12 protein-coding genes are annotated in these 15,688 nt (G+C 61.6%); 8 read left to right on the top strand and 4 right to left on the bottom strand.

The genetic code is table 11. From position 1 onward, the window contains the following. Positions 1-281: 281 nt before the first annotated feature. The 3 genes from CIW50_RS28290 to CIW50_RS28280 all read right to left on the bottom strand — a co-directional run bounded on the left by CIW50_RS28290 (position 282) and on the right by CIW50_RS28280 (position 3,907). On the bottom strand, positions 282-1,199 hold the full coding sequence (locus tag CIW50_RS28290) for an MBL fold metallo-hydrolase (RefSeq protein ID WP_149534490.1): 918 nt from the start codon (positions 1,197-1,199) through the stop codon (positions 282-284). A 95-nt stretch (positions 1,200-1,294) separates the two neighbouring features. Then, on the bottom strand, positions 1,295-2,500 hold the full coding sequence (locus CIW50_RS28285) for an NAD(P)/FAD-dependent oxidoreductase (RefSeq protein WP_149534489.1): 1,206 nt from the start codon (positions 2,498-2,500) through the stop codon (positions 1,295-1,297). Positions 2,501-2,962: 462 nt separating this feature from the next. Next, complete coding sequence (locus tag CIW50_RS28280; protein ID WP_149534488.1) at positions 2,963-3,907, bottom strand: helix-turn-helix domain-containing protein; 945 nt, start codon at positions 3,905-3,907, stop codon at positions 2,963-2,965. 333 nt (positions 3,908-4,240) lie between these two features. Here CIW50_RS28280 and CIW50_RS28275 point away from each other — a divergent pair, with 333 nt between their 5' ends. The 6 genes from CIW50_RS28275 (at position 4,241) to CIW50_RS28250 (ending at position 12,170) form a co-directional block, all read left to right on the top strand. Continuing rightward, a complete protein-coding gene (locus CIW50_RS28275; RefSeq protein ID WP_149534487.1) occupies positions 4,241-5,155 on the top strand; it encodes a helix-turn-helix transcriptional regulator in 915 nt (304 codons plus the stop codon). A 303-nt stretch (positions 5,156-5,458) separates the two neighbouring features. Continuing rightward, on the top strand, positions 5,459-6,325 hold the full coding sequence (locus CIW50_RS28270) for an ABC transporter substrate-binding protein (RefSeq protein WP_244527955.1): 867 nt from the start codon (positions 5,459-5,461) through the stop codon (positions 6,323-6,325). 49 nt (positions 6,326-6,374) lie between these two features. After that, entirely contained in the window at positions 6,375-7,985 is a 1,611-nt protein-coding gene (locus CIW50_RS28265) for an amino acid ABC transporter permease/ATP-binding protein (RefSeq protein WP_149534486.1), read from the top strand. A 46-nt stretch (positions 7,986-8,031) separates the two neighbouring features. Then, positions 8,032-9,273 carry an acetamidase/formamidase family protein gene (locus tag CIW50_RS28260; RefSeq protein ID WP_149534485.1) on the top strand — a complete coding sequence of 414 codons (1,242 nt, stop codon included), beginning with the start codon at positions 8,032-8,034 and terminating at the stop codon, positions 9,271-9,273. A 128-nt stretch (positions 9,274-9,401) separates the two neighbouring features. Further along, positions 9,402-11,762: an acetamidase/formamidase family protein gene (locus tag CIW50_RS28255; RefSeq protein WP_149534484.1), complete on the top strand. Its 2,361-nt coding sequence runs from the start codon at positions 9,402-9,404 to the stop codon at positions 11,760-11,762. A gap of 18 nt (positions 11,763-11,780) precedes the next feature. Continuing rightward, positions 11,781-12,170: a RidA family protein gene (locus CIW50_RS28250; protein ID WP_149534483.1), complete on the top strand. Its 390-nt coding sequence runs from the start codon at positions 11,781-11,783 to the stop codon at positions 12,168-12,170. A gap of 22 nt (positions 12,171-12,192) precedes the next feature. Here the strand turns inward: CIW50_RS28250 and CIW50_RS28245 are convergent, their stop codons facing one another. After that, on the bottom strand, positions 12,193-12,621 hold the full coding sequence (locus tag CIW50_RS28245) for a MarR family winged helix-turn-helix transcriptional regulator (protein WP_149534482.1): 429 nt from the start codon (positions 12,619-12,621) through the stop codon (positions 12,193-12,195). A gap of 182 nt (positions 12,622-12,803) precedes the next feature. Between CIW50_RS28245 and CIW50_RS28240 the strand changes: the two genes are divergently transcribed. Together CIW50_RS28240 and CIW50_RS28235 are read left to right on the top strand one after the other, a co-directional pair. After that, on the top strand, positions 12,804-13,985 hold the full coding sequence (locus tag CIW50_RS28240; RefSeq protein ID WP_149534481.1) for a substrate-binding domain-containing protein: 1,182 nt from the start codon (positions 12,804-12,806) through the stop codon (positions 13,983-13,985). Positions 13,986-14,150: 165 nt separating this feature from the next. Then, the gene (locus CIW50_RS28235) at positions 14,151-15,665 is read left to right on the top strand and encodes an amidase (RefSeq protein ID WP_149534480.1); all 1,515 of its coding nucleotides are present in this window, start codon (positions 14,151-14,153) and stop codon (positions 15,663-15,665) included. Positions 15,666-15,688 lie beyond the last annotated feature (23 nt).

The following is a 15,688-nucleotide window of genomic DNA, read 5'->3' as shown; positions in this document are numbered from 1 at the left end:
CTTACCAATATCGATGCCGATCGAGGCGAGGGGCGCAATGGTCGTATCCATGGGCTGCTTCTCCGGTTGAAACGCAGCAGTCTAGGCCGACTGCCGCGCGGGGGAAGCAGCCGGTCCATCCCATTAGCGGACGTTGGGATTGCATCTCATCAAGAGATGACGGGATTGGCCGCTCGGGCATGCGCGACCTACGCCGGGTTGAGCTGGCCATTAAGTCAGAATATGGCGCGGTTCGTTGTAACTTGCCGAACCACGCCATGACTTAGACCGCTTAAGAATTCTTAGTAATCCCAAGAGATCGGCACCCAGCGGAACACATCGCCGTCTATGGCCACGTGCCCGGTGGATGGGAATGGTAGGTGGGTGGCCACCAGCAGTTCGCCAGTTGTGGCGAGCGCTTGAAGAAGCCGGGTGCGCACGCGCGCCGCTTCCTCGGGATCGTGTTCGAAACCGTTATGCCAGTCGGGTTCGTCGAACCCGACCGTGAATACGGCATCGCCAGCGAAGGTGAGAGCGTCGCTGCCGGATGTCAGGCGGACGATGCTGTGTCCAGGGGTGTGGCCGCCGGTGCGGCGGACGATCACCCCCGGGGCGAGTTCGTGCTCGTTCTCAAATGTCCGGAAATGGGTGCGGTATTCCGACATGAAGCGTTTGGCGGTGGCGCGCAACGCATCAGGAAATCCATCCGGCATTCTTGTGTGCGAGAAATCCGGTGCCTCCCAGAAGGCCACTTCCGCCGCGGCCACATGGATCCGCAAGTCCGGCCGCAACTGTTCTTTGACCCCTTCGACGAGCAGTCCGCCGACGTGATCCATATGCATATGCGTCAGCACGACGTCGCTCACAGAGCCGAGATCGATATCGGCTGCGGCCAGACGCCGGACCAACTGACCGGCGCGCGGCAAATGCAGGTCGGGGTCCAGGCCGAGTCCGGCGTCAACCAGGATGGTCTGGTCGCCGCTGCGCACCACGACCACGTTCAGTGGCCAGTCGGATGCGTCCGTCGGCAGAAACCTATCCTGCATCCAGGTCGCGCGTGCTGCGGCATCGGCGTTGTGTCCAAGCATCAGGTTCGGCAGCGGCAGCACGCCGTCGCTGATCACCAGCACTTCAATGTCGCCGATCTGCACCGCGTAGCGCGATGGGACTAGTTCGTTGGTGCTCGATTGAATCGATTGCGATGTCATTTGAACGCTCATGTGTCTCTCCTGTTTGGTGATGAAGATGTCCAGCTCGTCATGGTCGAGCGGGCCGCGCAGCCAGGACGGAGCGCGGCCTTCGTCGAATGGGTGGCTTAGAGATCGATCACGCGTTCCGGATCGGCCGAGGCGAGAGCAGCGGCGCGTTCCGCGCGGGGCGGATAGATCCAGGAGGTGTTGATTTCCTGCTTGGTTTTCTTGGCGACGTCGCCGACCAGTTCGACCTTGGGATCCCAGCCGCGTGTGAACAGCGCGCCGGCTTCACCGAGATCGAGGCAGGTGACATAGGCCTTCTGGTGATAGGTCTTGGTGGTGGCGCCCAGCAGTTCGGCCGCTGCATTGTGGCCGGCAAAGGCACCCATCCGGATCGCGTGCTGGCACGACATCAGCGCGTAATGGCCGATATCGTCGCACGCCGCGCGGGCCGCATCGCCGGTGGCGAAGACCCCCGGCACGGCGGAGACGCGCATATCCTGATCGACAAGCAATCGACCGAAACTGTCGCGTTCGGCAGGAATTTGCGCAGTCAGTGGTGCTGCCCGCATACCGGCTGCCCAGATCACGGTGGATGTTTCGATCCGCTCACCATTGGTAAGCGTCACGCTGGTGGCATCCAGCGACGCCACGCCGGCGCCGAATTTGGTTTCCACGCCGAGCTTGCGCAATGCCTCTTCAATGACGGGGCGGGCTTCAGCGCCCATCGCCGGCGCAATTACCTCGCCACGGTCGACGATGATGATGCGCGTCCCGGCATCGCTGCCAAACAGTTCGCGCAGCCGCGCCGGCATCTCGGTCGCCACTTCTATGCCGGTGAAGCCGCCGCCCGCAACGACGATCGTGTTGCGTGCCCTGGAGGCCGGTGCCACTGTAAGCGCTTTGATGTGGCGATCGAGTTTCAGCGCACCTTCGAGTTGATCGGTGTCATAACCATATTCGGCCAGGCCTGGAATGTTCGGCCGGAACAGGCGGCTGCCGGTTGCGACGACGAGGCGGTCGTAGCTCAGCGTCTCACGTTTGCCGCCTGCATTGGTGTAGGTTACCTTGCGGCCATCGGTATCGATGGTCTCGGCGCTGCCTTTGACATAAGTGACGTCGATCGCCGTGAGCATGTCGAGCAGGGGCGCGGTCAGCGTTTCCGGCTTCGGCTCATAGAGACGTGGGCGGACGACCAGCGTTGGCTCCGGTGCGAGCAGGGTGATGTCCATTTGTTCGGGCGAAACGCCCTGGATATCGCGCAGGCGTGCAGAGGACAGTGCAGCATACATGCCGGCGAAGCCGGAGCCGATGATAACGAGTTTCATGGTGTGAACTCCTGAATGAATGTCGAGAGATGACGCGTCGCTGCGCAGGCGCGATCGACGACGCGATGAGGTAAAGTAAAGGTTTTGAAGCGGGTGCGTTGATCAGGTCGGTAGGGTCGGCTGGCATCCCGCGCGGCACGTGTAGGTGCGCGGAGGGCCTTGAATATCTGCCATTCGAAAAGCGGGCTTTGCCGGCGGTTCGTTGAAAGGGATCGAGGCGAAAGCAGCGCATTGCGCTGTTTGCACCGGGACGCGCCCTTCCTCACCCACTGCCGAGGTCATGCGAACGCTCAGAGTGAGGCCGTACATGAGAGCGGTAGCGATGAGTCTCCTTCGCGGTGCGATCGCAAAGCTTGTCCAGGTCATCATTGTCTCCGTGTGTTTGTGGACACGATGATGGTTTAGCTGTTGGGATCGGCCGCTGCCCCAGAGCGATTGATGCGACCTGTCGCGGGATTGCTGCTATCGCACGCGGCGACGCCAATCGCTCGGCGTTTCTCCGGTCAGCTTACGGAATGCGGCTGCAAAGGCCGTTTGCGAGGCATAGCCGAGCGCGGCAGCAACCGAGACGACGGAGGTGTCGGTGTCGCGCAACATGTTCATCGCCTGCTCCAGCCGATGCTGGCGCAGCCAGGCATGCGGGGAAAGACCGGTGCTCTCTTTGAACGCGCGGCAAAAGTGAAAGCGCGACAGCCCGACATCCGATGCCAACGCTGCGAGCGAGACATCCGAATCGCTATCAGAGCGCAGGCGCTCGATGGAGCGCAGCAATGCCGCTGGAGACAGGCCGCCGATCACCGGCAGCAGTTTGACTGGCGCGCCGGCATGGGCTGACAGCAATCGTGTTGCGAGCAGGTCCGTCAGTTGGTGCCGGAATAACATGTCAAGGGCTGCACTGCCATCGAGCGAGTCCGCCGCGCTCATTAGCAGTCGCGATGTGATCAGATCAGGATGCGCCGAGCGATCCAGCAGATCACGAGGCCCTACGACATTGGCTTCGCTTGCAACGCGCTCGAGCGTTGTCTGCGGGAGATAGAGCTGCACGACGTTGAGCGGCTGGGGAATGTCCCATCGCGACGATGAGCCCGCGGAAATAATCGAGATGACGCCGGGGCGTGCCGTTCCATTGTCCACGGATTTTCCGGTGCGTCGCTCGAAGCGTTGCGACCCCGCGGGGAACGTCATGACGACATGATCCGTCATCGGTCCGACGACGTCATGCACGGGATCGTGCCGCCAATGCGCGATGGACCCGCTGGATGCATCGGAGACCACGCGGACGGGCTTCATCTTGAGCACGCGCGTCATTTCCATCGTGGCCGTGCGTTGCTCGGCGCCTGTCGCATCGTCGCTCGGTGAGGGGGATGTGTGCGTAATATCAGCCGGTTGACCGGACACTTTGCTCATCTCAGCGCAAGCCGGCAGGCGCGGATCAAGCATGGCGAGCAACGCGATGTCGTCATCATGACGGGTTCCGATCGTTCAGCGTTCCGACCGCCTCTGCTGTCGTGCCGAGTGATTTAGGCCAGGCGTCAGTAGGCGTGTTCTAGGGGTATCCCAATCGGGAGTCTTTCCTGAAAACGGCATGCTTAGTCCGTTCCTGCGGACTTGCGCTGCCGTCTTTTGCAACCCGATCGAGGGACGCAGTTGGTAGACGCATCGGCGCCAATGCCCGATAATACCTCTTCACGCACATGCGCGAGCCACATCGCCGGCCGCGGACTAAACGAGAGCCATTCGATGAATCCTTCAGGCGCCTATGGGCCAAGGCTCGGCCAATTTCTGCATCTCAGGGATTCTCCACCACTCGTCGTGACGCGCATCTTGCGCGGTGCCGAGATGGCTGCCACCGAGACGCGGGATGATCGGCCAGTGGCGCGTCTGTCGGGCACACTGAAACCGGAAGATGCGTATCTCATCAGCCTGAAGCTGCGCGATTATCCCGATTGCGAGATCTGGGAGCGTGGTAAATATGTGACGAATGCGGATGTTCGCGCTGGCGCAACCTATCTATATGACCTCAAGCGCGATCCTCGCTATCTGATCAACAAGCCGTTTCACTCCATCTTCTTCTACCTGCCACGCTCCGCGCTGGACGGCATCGCCGAGCAGTGCCGCTCGAAGCGTGTTGGCAATCTCTCCTGCAAGCCCGGTGTCGGCCATGACGATGCTGTGGTCCGCCACATCAGCGCAACGCTACGGGACAGCATGCGCCGCCCCGAAGAGATCAATCAGCTCTTCATCGATCACATGCTGTTGGCGCTGACGGCGCATGTCGCCCGAGCCTATGGCGACATGCCGTTGGGGACGGAGCCGCCGCGCGGCAGCCTTGCGCCTTGGCAGACGCGGCGCGCCTGCGAACTAATCGAGGCGACCGTCGGCGGGCGCTTGTCGCTGGCGGATATCGCGGCCGAATTCGGATATTCGCCCAGTCATTTCGCGCGCGCATTCAAGGTCACGACCGGTCTGCCACCGCATCAGTGGTTGCTTCATCGGCGCGTCAATACCGCGAAGCAGATGATGACGGCCCGTGATTTGTCACTCACGGAGATTGCGGTCTCTGTGGGCTTCGCCAATCAAAGCCATTTTACGCGGGTGTTTTCCGGCTTGGTCGGAGTTAGCCCGGGTGCTTGGCGAAGGGATGTTCGACGCTAGTTCAGCCCGACCATTGTGATGTAGCGGCAACCAACGTCCGCTTCTGGCGCGCAGCCGACATGCAGCAAATAAGATCTGCCTGCTGAGAGCCCCGCCGCCCATTAATGTGGCAGCTCTGCCCAAATCATGGGAGCGGACGATCCAAATTATTGTACGTCCCGGGACAAGCTTTCTGCGGACATCCGCCCGTAGGCTTCTTCGAGGTTAGGAACATGGTTCAGGCCATGACAACGTCGAAGGAGCGATCGAATGGTCAAGTTGCATTTTGCTGACATCCGCAGGCTTTGGCCTGAAACGGGCGCGATGATCGGATGGCGTGCGGCGGCAGTGGGCGCGCTATTGGCGGTCGGCACCTTTGTTCCGATGTCCGCGCAGGCGGCCGTGCCGGCGGCTTGCGCCGAGTTGCAGGCGAAATATCCGGACTGGAAAGGCAAGACACTCGTCAACGCCATTAATCCGCATACACCGGGCTATGAATCGATCGACCCCAAGGATCCCAACAAATATATCGGTTTCGATATCGATCTCGGCGAGCAGATCGGCGAATGCCTTGGCTTCAAGCTGACCTACAAGGCTGTGACCTTCGCGGCCTTGCTGACCACGCTGGCATCGGGCCAGGCCGACATCGTGATTTCCGACATCTACGCCACCGAAGAGCGCGCCAAGGCGGCCGACTTCATCACCTATTCCAAGGTGTTCGACGGCGTGCTGGTCGCCAAGGGTAACCCCAAGAAGATCACGGGTATCAACACCTCGCTGTGCGGCACGGCTGCGGCGGAAAACACCGGCTATGTCGAAGTGCCGCTGATCCAGGCGTTGGGGCCGGAATGCAAGAAGGAAGGCAAGGCGGAGCCGACCATCCAGCTCTATGACAACAATGCCAACTGCATTCAGGCGATTCTCGCCGGCCGCGCTGACACCTATATCAACGACGTCAACACCGTCGACAATGCGGTGAAGGCCTATCCGGACAAACTCGAGAAGGCGGTCGCGGTGACGATCCCCTATCAGGTCGGCATCGCCGTGCCGAAAGACAAGCCCAAGTTCCGCGATGCGGTGAAGGCCGCACTCACCGAGATCTACAAGTCCGGTGATCAGCTCGCACTGCTGAAGAAGTGGAAACTCGATCCGGAAAACCTGATGGAGCCCGGCCTGCTGACGGTGAAGTAACGCCCGCCCGCAAGCAAGGGTCACTCTCACGTAAGGGCTTTCTGCCTCCATGGAGCTGTTCCTCCACTATCTCAGCATGCCGTATATGATCGAGGGCATCCAGGCGACCTTGCAGGTCACCGCCCTCGGTCTTGTCGGCGGGCTGGTCCTCGGCCTGATCCTGGCGTGGATGCAACTCAGCAGGTTCAAGCCGCTGGCATCCTTCGCCCGGGTCTATGCCGTGATCTTTCGCGGCACGCCGCTGATCCTGCAGATGGTGTTTGCCTATAACGCCCTGCCGCAGATCGGCATCAAGCTTCCCGCCATTCTCGCCGCCGGCCTGGCGCTGGCCTGCAACGAGGCGCCGTTCATCGCCGAGATGCTGCGCTCCGGCGTACTGGGTGTCGACCGCGGTCAGGTGGTGGCCGGCCAGGCGCTCGGCATGACGCCCGGCGTGTTGATGCGCCGGATCATCGCGCCGCAGGCGATCCGCTCGATGATCCCCGCATTCGGCAACGAAGCGGTCAGTGCGCTGAAGAACTCGTCGCTGGCCTCCGTCATCGCGGTGCAGGAACTGACGCTGCGTTCGACCCAACTGGCATCCTCGACCTTCGATTTTTTCTCGATCTTCTTCGCGTCGGGTCTGATCTATCTGCTGCTCACAGCGGCGATCGCCGGCATCCAACTGCTTCTGGAATGGAAGTTCGACCTCGATCGCACGACCAGGCAGAACCAGTACATGCGCTTCATGCCGTGGTATCGCCTGCTTGGCAGTGAAGATCCGCTGGCGCCGCAGGCCGACATGTCGCCGGAAATCCTGCCCGACGGCGGCATTGCGGAATTACCGCCGCCGCGGATGCGGCCGGAACGCGCCGACCGCGCCAAACGCGCGGAGATGCTGGCGCGCAACAATGTCGCCGTCGAGGTCTCCGATCTCCGCAAGAGCTACGACAGGAACGTAGTGCTCGACGGCGTCGACATCACGGTCAGGATCGGTGAAGTGATCGCACTGCTCGGACCAAGTGGCTCCGGCAAGAGCACGCTGCTTCGCTGTATCAACAATCTCGAACTGTGGAACGGCGGCGCCATCAAGGTTGCCGGCCGCCAGCTCGGCTTCAACGAGCACGGTAAGCCGCTGTCGCCGTGTTTGCTCGCCAATGCCCGCGCCGAGGTCGGCGTCGGCATGGTTTTCCAGCAGTTCAACCTGTTCGGGCATCTCACAGCCAGGGAAAACATCGCCGGTCCGCTGCGCTGGGTGCACGGCGTCGCGCGCGCCGATGCCGAACGCCGCGCCGATGAACTCCTGGCGCGCGTCGGCCTCAGCCACCGCGCCGATGCGCTGCCGCGGCATCTGTCCGGCGGTCAACAGCAGCGCGTCGCCATCGCCCGCGCGATCGCGCCCAATCCGAGCGTGCTGTTGCTGGACGAGCCGACGTCGGCGCTTGACCCCGAACTGGTCAATGAAGTGCTCGAAGTGATCCGCAGGCTCGCCGTCGAGGACGGTCTGACCATGATTATCTCGACGCATCAGCTGCGCTTTGCCAGCGAAGTGGCTGACCGTGTGGTGCTGCTCGCCGGAGGCGCGATCATCGAGGAAGGTCCAGCGAGTGAAGTCCTGACCAATCCGCGCAATCCCGTCGCGCAGCGTTTCCTCAATGCCATGGAGGCGGAAATCTCGTGATCGTTACGCCTGTGAAGTTCGTCCATTTGCTACCGAGGGTCTCAGCATGAAACATCATCTTCTTCCGGTGTCGCCGAAGACCGTTCACTGGGGCTATTTCAGCAAGGTGGTCACGCCGTCGCTGACGCTGAAGTCGGGCGACCGCGCTACCATCGAAACGCTGACGCATCATGCCAATGACGATTACGAGCGCATGATCGAAGGCGATCCCGGTGCCGAAAGCGTGTTCAAATGGACCCGCGAGCACAAGGCCGTTGTCCGCCGTGGCTCTGGCCCGACGGAAGGTCCGTTCATCCGTGGCTCAGGCGAAGGCGTCGGCGTGCATCTGCTCACCGGGCCGGTGGCGATCGAAGGCGCAGAGCCGGGCGATGTGCTGGAAGTGCGTATTCTCGACGTGCGCCCGCGGCCGGCCTGCAAGGCCTGTCATGCCGGCAAGTGCTTCGGCTCCAACGTCGCCGCGAATTGGGGCTTCCACTATCACGACCTGATCGAGGAACCGAAGCCGCGCGAGGTCGTGACGATCTTCGAGCTCGATACGTCGGGCGAGCCGTTTGCCAAGGCGGTCTATAATTATGTCTGGACGCCGCAGACCGACCCCGATGGCATCCTGCATCCAACCATCGATTATCCCGGCGTACGCGTCGATCACGCGACCATCAGGAAACGCGAAAACATCCTGCCTAACGTCAGGGTGCCGGCACGGCTGCATTTTGGCACCATGGGCCTCGCGCCATCCGAGGAGGATTTTGTGTCGTCGATCCCGCCGAGCTACACCGGCGGCAATATCGATGACTGGCGCGTCGGCAAGGGCGCCAAGATGTTCTATCCCGTGGCTGTGCCCGGCGCGTTCTTCTCGGTCGGCGATCCCCATGCTGCGCAGGGCGACAGCGAGCTCGGCGGCACGGCCATCGAGACCTCGCTGACCGGCGATTTCGAGTTCATCCTGCACAAGCATCGTGACCTCGGCGGTACGCCCCTCGAAGGCCTGACGCATCCGATGCTGGAAACCGCCGATGCCTGGTCGGTCTACGGCTTCACCTTCCCGAATTATCTCGCCGAACTCGGCGCCAATGCGCAGCTCGACGTCGCCAATCATTCCAGCCTCGATCGGGCCATGCGCGATGCGTTCCGCAAGCTCAGGCGTTTCCTGATGACGGTGCACAAGATGAGCGAAGACGAGGCGATCTCGCTGATGTCGGTCGGTGCGGATTTCGGGGTGACGCAGGTGGTCGATGCCAATTGGGGCGTCCATGGCACAATCCGCAAGAACGTCTTCCGCTGCGACTAAGCGGATGAAATTGCACTGAATTCGGCTATGAGGATAATGGCGCGGTGATCGGGGAAGTTGCAGGGCAGGGCGCTGCGTCCTTCGGGATGGCACGGAGGTTGCTTCGCTTTGGCTATGAAGGTCGATGCATGAGCCTCCGTCCGTTCACCAGTGAATCCTACTCTGAAGACGACCGCCCCGAAGCATGGCGCGACGTCCTGGGTTCGATTGGCCTGCAGCCGACGGCTGCGACGACCACGCATCACGGCCACGCCACCGCAGTTCGTCGCACCTTCGAAGGTATTGCACTGGCCAAATTGTCTGCCGGCGCACAGGCGATCTCGCCGCTGTCGGATCTCGCCAGCGACCATCCGCTGGTGTTGCTGCCGCTCGAGGATGGTGTCGGCCTGAAGACAGTCGCCGGACATCAGATCGTCGCCGTCGGGCATCTGCTGTTGCTGCCCCGCAAAGGGGATTGGAGCGTCGCATTCCAGCGCGACATGCGCGCGGTGGTGCTCTCGGTGACGTCCGATCCGCCGCACAGCCGCCGCGCCAGTGCACCCGCCATCGCCGATGTCCAGATCGTAGGCCCCGGCGGCTTCGGCGATGTGTTCGCGCGTATGATGGAACAGGCGGCTCGCAACCTCGAAACATTGTCCGATGCCGAATGGTTGGCGATCGCACAAAGTCTTGCCGATCTGTTGCCGACCTTTACACGTCAACTGGCCGAGCCGACGGCCGATCTCAACAGCGGCACGGCGACCAAGGCTGCGACCCTGCATCGGCTGTGCCAAACCATCGAGCGACGCCTTGACGATGCGGATCTGACGCCGGCCAAGGTGGCGCAGGCCGAGGGCATCTCCGAACGTTATCTGCAGAAACTGTTCGAAGGCACCGGCAGCAGTTTTACACATTATCTCCGCGAGCGCCGGCTGCAGCGCACCTGGGCCGATCTGTCGAATCCCTCCGAGGCGCATCACTCGATTTCCGAGATTGCCTTTCGTGCGGGCTTCAATGACTCCGCGCATTTCAGTCGCACGTTCCGTCACCGCTTCGGCCTGTCGCCGCGCGAATTCCGCCAGAATGAAGCCGAGCGCTTGACGGCGTCGGCGACGGCGGCGGGACAACGCGGTTGGCCGCAGGAAGCGCTGGCGCAGTTGCGCAGCCAGCACGCGCCATCGACCGCGGGGAAGATTGCGCAGCCGGAGCCGGCCGCGACGATCACGCACGGCATCGCGGATGCTTCGAAGAATCAACGGCATCATCATCTCGCTGCCGATGCATCTCGCGTGCACTGGGGCTATTTCAGCCGCTCGTTGCCGCCGCAGATCGAGATCAATTCCGGCGACACGATCACCATCGAAACACTGACGCAGCACGCATCCGACGATCCCGAGCGGATGATCAAGGGCGATATCGGCGCTGAGAGCGTGTTCCGCTGGACGCGCGATCAGAAGAATGTCGATCGCCGCGGTGCCGGTCCGATGGACGCCTCGATCTATGGCCGTGGTGCCGGCGAGGGCTTTGGCGTCCACATTTGCACCGGGCCGGTGGCGATCAGAGACGCGCAGCCCGGCGACGTGCTGGAGATCCGCATCCTCGACATCGTGCCGCGCGCCAGTCGAAATCCGGATTTCGACGGCCAGGTTTTCGGCAGTAGCGTCGCGGCGTGGTGGGGCTATCACTACAAAGAATTTCTCGCCGAGCAGAATGCGCGCGAGGCGGTGACGATCTACGAAATTCTCGATCACGACGACGTGCCATATGCGCGCGCGCTCTATTCGTATCGCTGGGAGCCACAGACCGATCCGTTCGGCACCGTGCACAACACCTACGACTATCCGGGCATTCCGATTACGCCGGCCTCTGTGCGGCGTCGGCATGACGTGCTCGACGGCATTCGCATTCCTCTGCGCCCGCATTTCGGTGTCATTGCCGTGGCGCCGCGAGAAGCCGATCTCGTCGATTCAGTGCCGCCAGCCTATTTTGGCGGTAATCTCGACAATTGGCGGCTCGGCAAGGGATCGACGGTCTATCTGCCGGTATCGGTGCCCGGCGCATTGCTGTCGGTCGGCGATCCCCATGCCGCACAGGGCGACGGCGAACTCGGTGGCACGGCGATCGAATGTTCGATGACCGGAACCTTCCAGGTGATCCTGCACAAGAAGGGTAATCTCGCCGGCCAGGCGTTCGCCGATCTCACTTATCCGCTGATCGAGACCGAGAGTGACTGGGTGCTGATGGGCTTCAGCCATCCGAACTATCTCGCTGAATTCGGTGCCAAGGGGCAGAGCGAGGTTTATGCGACGTCGTCGCTCGATCTCGCGATGAAGGACGCCTTTCGCAAGATGCGGCGTTTCCTGATGAACATCAAAGGTCTCACCGAGGATGAGGCGATCGCGTTGATGTCGGTCGCCGTCGACTTTGGCGTGACGCAGGTCGTCGATGGCAATTGGGGCGTCCATGCTATTCTGAGCAAGCGGGTGTTCGACCACACGTCAAAATCATAAGGTCCAGGAGACGCGCTGTTGCAATTTCACATGATCTCCGGCGGGCCGAAGCCGGTCGCGCCGTTCAGCCATGCTGTGGAGACCGACGGCTTCGTGTTCGTCACCGGGCAGATGCCGGACACGCCGGCAATGCCGGGCGTGTTGCCCGATGGCATCGTGGCGCAGACCGAAGCGGTGATGGAAAATCTGCGCGTGGTGCTCGCGGGGCTTGAGCTTGGCTTCGAGCACATCACCATGACGCGGATCTATCTCGCCGAATTCAAGCGCGACTACGTGGCGATGAACGAGACCTATCGCAGCTATTTTCCGCCGGATCGCCTGCCGGCGCGGACCTGTGTTGGCGTCACGGGCCTCGCTTATGACGCTCTGATCGAAATCGACTTGGTTTGTCGACGGCCCACACAATAGCCGGTGCGAAGAGATGGAAAACCTAGTTCGCCTTTTCGATCAGGCTTTCCAGCAGGCGCTTCAGATCGGCCGTTGCCTTGTTGCCGTAGTTTTCGGCGATATGGGCTTCCTGGCTCAGCGCCAGCGAGTTCAGCCGCTGTGTCAGTGTCTTGCCGCGATCGGAAATGAACATCATCACCTTGCGGCGGTCGTCGGGGTCCTGCACCCGGTAGACCAGCGCATCAGACACCATGCGGTCGACCATCTTGGTAAGGGTCGGATGATTCAGCAGAACCGCATCAGCGAGGTCGCCCATGGAGTGGCCCTTGCCGTCGGATAGTACTTTCAGAATGCGCCACTGTTCGACCGGCACGCCTTCCTTCTTGAAGCGCGCATCGAGCTGGCGATTAATCTCCCGGTTCGCCTGCGCCAGCAGATAAGCGAGGTGTTCGGTGATGGGCGTGCTCGGCATTCTGGCCACGGTTGGGAAACTTTGCTGGAAGGGGTGATGAATATTAGGCGACTTTGCCTGATCCATATGCACGGGAATCGTTGAATATTCAATATTTTCCTCTACGATATTTTCTTTCGCATGATTTTACTGCCGATAAATTGATGCCACACCGCCGCTGACAATGTCGAAAGGAGAGCGACATGCTCTCGTCACTGCAGATTGCAACGATCGGCGCGCTGCCGATGCCGGCGCCATGGTTGCTGAAGGGCTTTCAGGACGATGGGGGAGGTCGTGACGCGATTGCACGTCCCGATCTGTTTCCGCGGCGTCGCAATCGCGAAAAGCTGCGCGTCGTCAATTTTATCGGCTTGTCCGGTCCGGCCGGGATCTGGGGCCTGGCGGGTACCAACAGCATGATGCTCGCGGCGTCGGAGATCAATCGGCGCGGCGGTATTCTCGGGCGAGAGATCGAGCCGGTGTTTCATGACGCCGGCGGCGATATCGATGACGTTGTTCGCACGGCAGCCGACATGATCGCGGCTGGCGATGTCGATGTCATCGTGGGCTCTCATATCAGCGCGGTCCGCGTCGCACTGCGCAAGGTGATCGCCGGGCGCGTGCCCTATATCTACACGCCTGTCTACGAAGGCGGAGAACGCACGCCCGGCGTGATGGCGATCGGCGAGACGCCGCGCGATCAGTCGCGCCCCGCCATCGAATGGCTGGCGAGTGAAAAGAAAGCGGCGCGCTGGTATCTGATCGGCAGCGATTACGTCTGGCCGTGGCTGGCCCACAAGGCCACCAAGACATACATCGCCGGCGCCGGAGGGCGCGTGGTCGGTGAGGAATTCGTTGCGCTTGGCGAGCAGAATCACGATGCCCAGATAGCCCGTATCCGGGCAGCCAAGCCGGATGTCGTGGTCATCTCGCTGATCGGTACCGACAGCATCGTGTTTAACCGCGCCTTCGCCGAACATGGTCTCTCGTCGAAGGTTCTCCGACTGGCGGGGGCCATGGATGAAACGCTGCTGCTCGGCATGGGCGCGGATAGCTCCGAGGGGCTCTATTGTTCATCGGGCTATTTCGTCGACCGCGCGTCAGCGGCGAATGATGCATTCCGTGCGCAATATGAAGCATCGTTCGGACGCTGTGCGCCTGTACCGGGATCGGTCGCGCAGTCGAACTACGAGGGGCTTCAGTTTCTCGAATCCGTGGCGACCAAGGCAGGCTCATTCGACGTCCGGCCGATGCTGAACGCGGCGTCCAGCGTGGCCTATCACGGCGCCCGCGGTGAGATCAGCATGCGCGGCGGGCGGGCGAAAATGCCGATCTATCTTGCCGAAGCAGACGGTCTGGATTTCAGGCTCATCCGGACATTCTAGGTCAGTCGCAGAGCCGATCAGAACGACCTCGAAAATAATGCTTGAAAAGGAAAATATTTCTCTTTCTAATGATGTGCGAAAGGCGACATCGTCGTGGCCTTGACGGTGTGGGCATCTCGAAGAAATGCGGCGCCGGTTGCATCGTGGATATCAGGAGAAATCATCGTGGCCGTTTCACTTCCCACTCCCGATCAACTCCTCGCCGTCGCCGACCAGTGCGGCCTCGCGCTGTCCGATGAGGACGTCACCTCGTTCCGCGCGCTGATGCAGGGATCCGTCGATGCTTACAACGTCGTGGCGGCGATGCCTGATGAAGTACCCGAAGTGAAATATCCGCGTACGCCTGGCTATCGGCCCGCGCCGGAAGAGAACACGCGCAACGCCTGGTATCGCAAGTCAGTGGTGAAGGGTGCGCCCAGCGGCAAGCTCAAAGGCAAGACCGTCGCGCTGAAGGACAACATCATGCTGGCCGGCGTGCCGATGATGAATGGCTCCTCCACGCTGGAAGGCTATGTGCCGGATTTCGATGCCACCATCGTCACGCGCATGCTCGATGCCGGCGCCGATATCATGGGCAAGGTGCATTGTGAATCCTTCTGCATGTCCGGCGGCAGCCACACCAATTCGACGGGCAACGTGCATAACCCGCACAAGATGGGTTATTCCGCCGGCGGGTCGTCGTCCGGCAGTGCCGTTGTCGTGGCGCTTGGCGAAGTCGACATGGCAATCGGTGGCGATCAGGGCGGCTCCATCCGCATGCCGTCGTCGTTCTCCGGCACTTATGGCATGAAGCCGACCTGGGGTCTGGTGCCTTATACCGGCATCATGCCGATCGAGATATTCGTCGATCACACCGGTCCGATGACATCCAACGTCGCCGACAATGCGCTCTTGCTGGAAGTGCTTGCCGGCGATGACGGCTATGATCCGCGGATCAAGTCGCCGGAAGTGCCGGAATACACCAAGGCACTTGGCACCGGCGTCAAAGGCATGAAGATCGCTATCGTCAAGGAAGGTTTCGAGCAGCTCGGCGCCGAAGACGCGGTCAACCGCAGCGTTCGCGAAGCCGCCAAGCGTTTCGCCGATCTCGGCGCGACGGTGGAGACGATCTCGATTCCGATGCATCTCACCGCGGCGGCGGTGTGGACCCCGATCGGCACTGAGGGTATGACCCAGACCATGATGGTCGGTGACGGCTACGGCCTCAGCCGGTCGGATCTCTATTCGACGTCGCTGATGGACGCCCATCGCGGTTGGCGCGGGCAGGCGGATTCGCTGTCCGAAACCACCAAGCTGCTGCTGCTGTTCGGCACCTACATCAACAACAATTTCGGGCCTCGTTTTTACGGCAAGGCGCTGAACATCTCGCGGCGTGTCACCGCCGCCTATGACAAGGCACTGGCGAGCTATGATCTGTTACTGATGCCGACCACGCCGATGAAGGCGACGCCGCTGCCGGGTCCCGGCGCGCCGCGCGAAGAAATCGTCGGCCGCGCCTTCGAGATGATCTCCAACACCTCGCCCTTTGACATTTCGCATCACCCGGCCATGTCGATTCCATGCGGCATGGTCGATGGGCTGCCCGTCGGATTGATGCTGGTCGGCAAGCATTTCGACGAGATGACCATCTATCGCGCGGCGCATGCCTTCGAGCAGTCCGCCGATTGGAAGACGATGTGAGGCATCCATGCAGAAGCGGGGAT

This window comes from Tardiphaga sp. P9-11, assembly GCF_008329525.1.
Taxonomy (GTDB): domain Bacteria; phylum Pseudomonadota; class Alphaproteobacteria; order Rhizobiales; family Xanthobacteraceae; genus Tardiphaga.
This window is presented reverse-complemented; position numbering and strand designations above follow the sequence as displayed.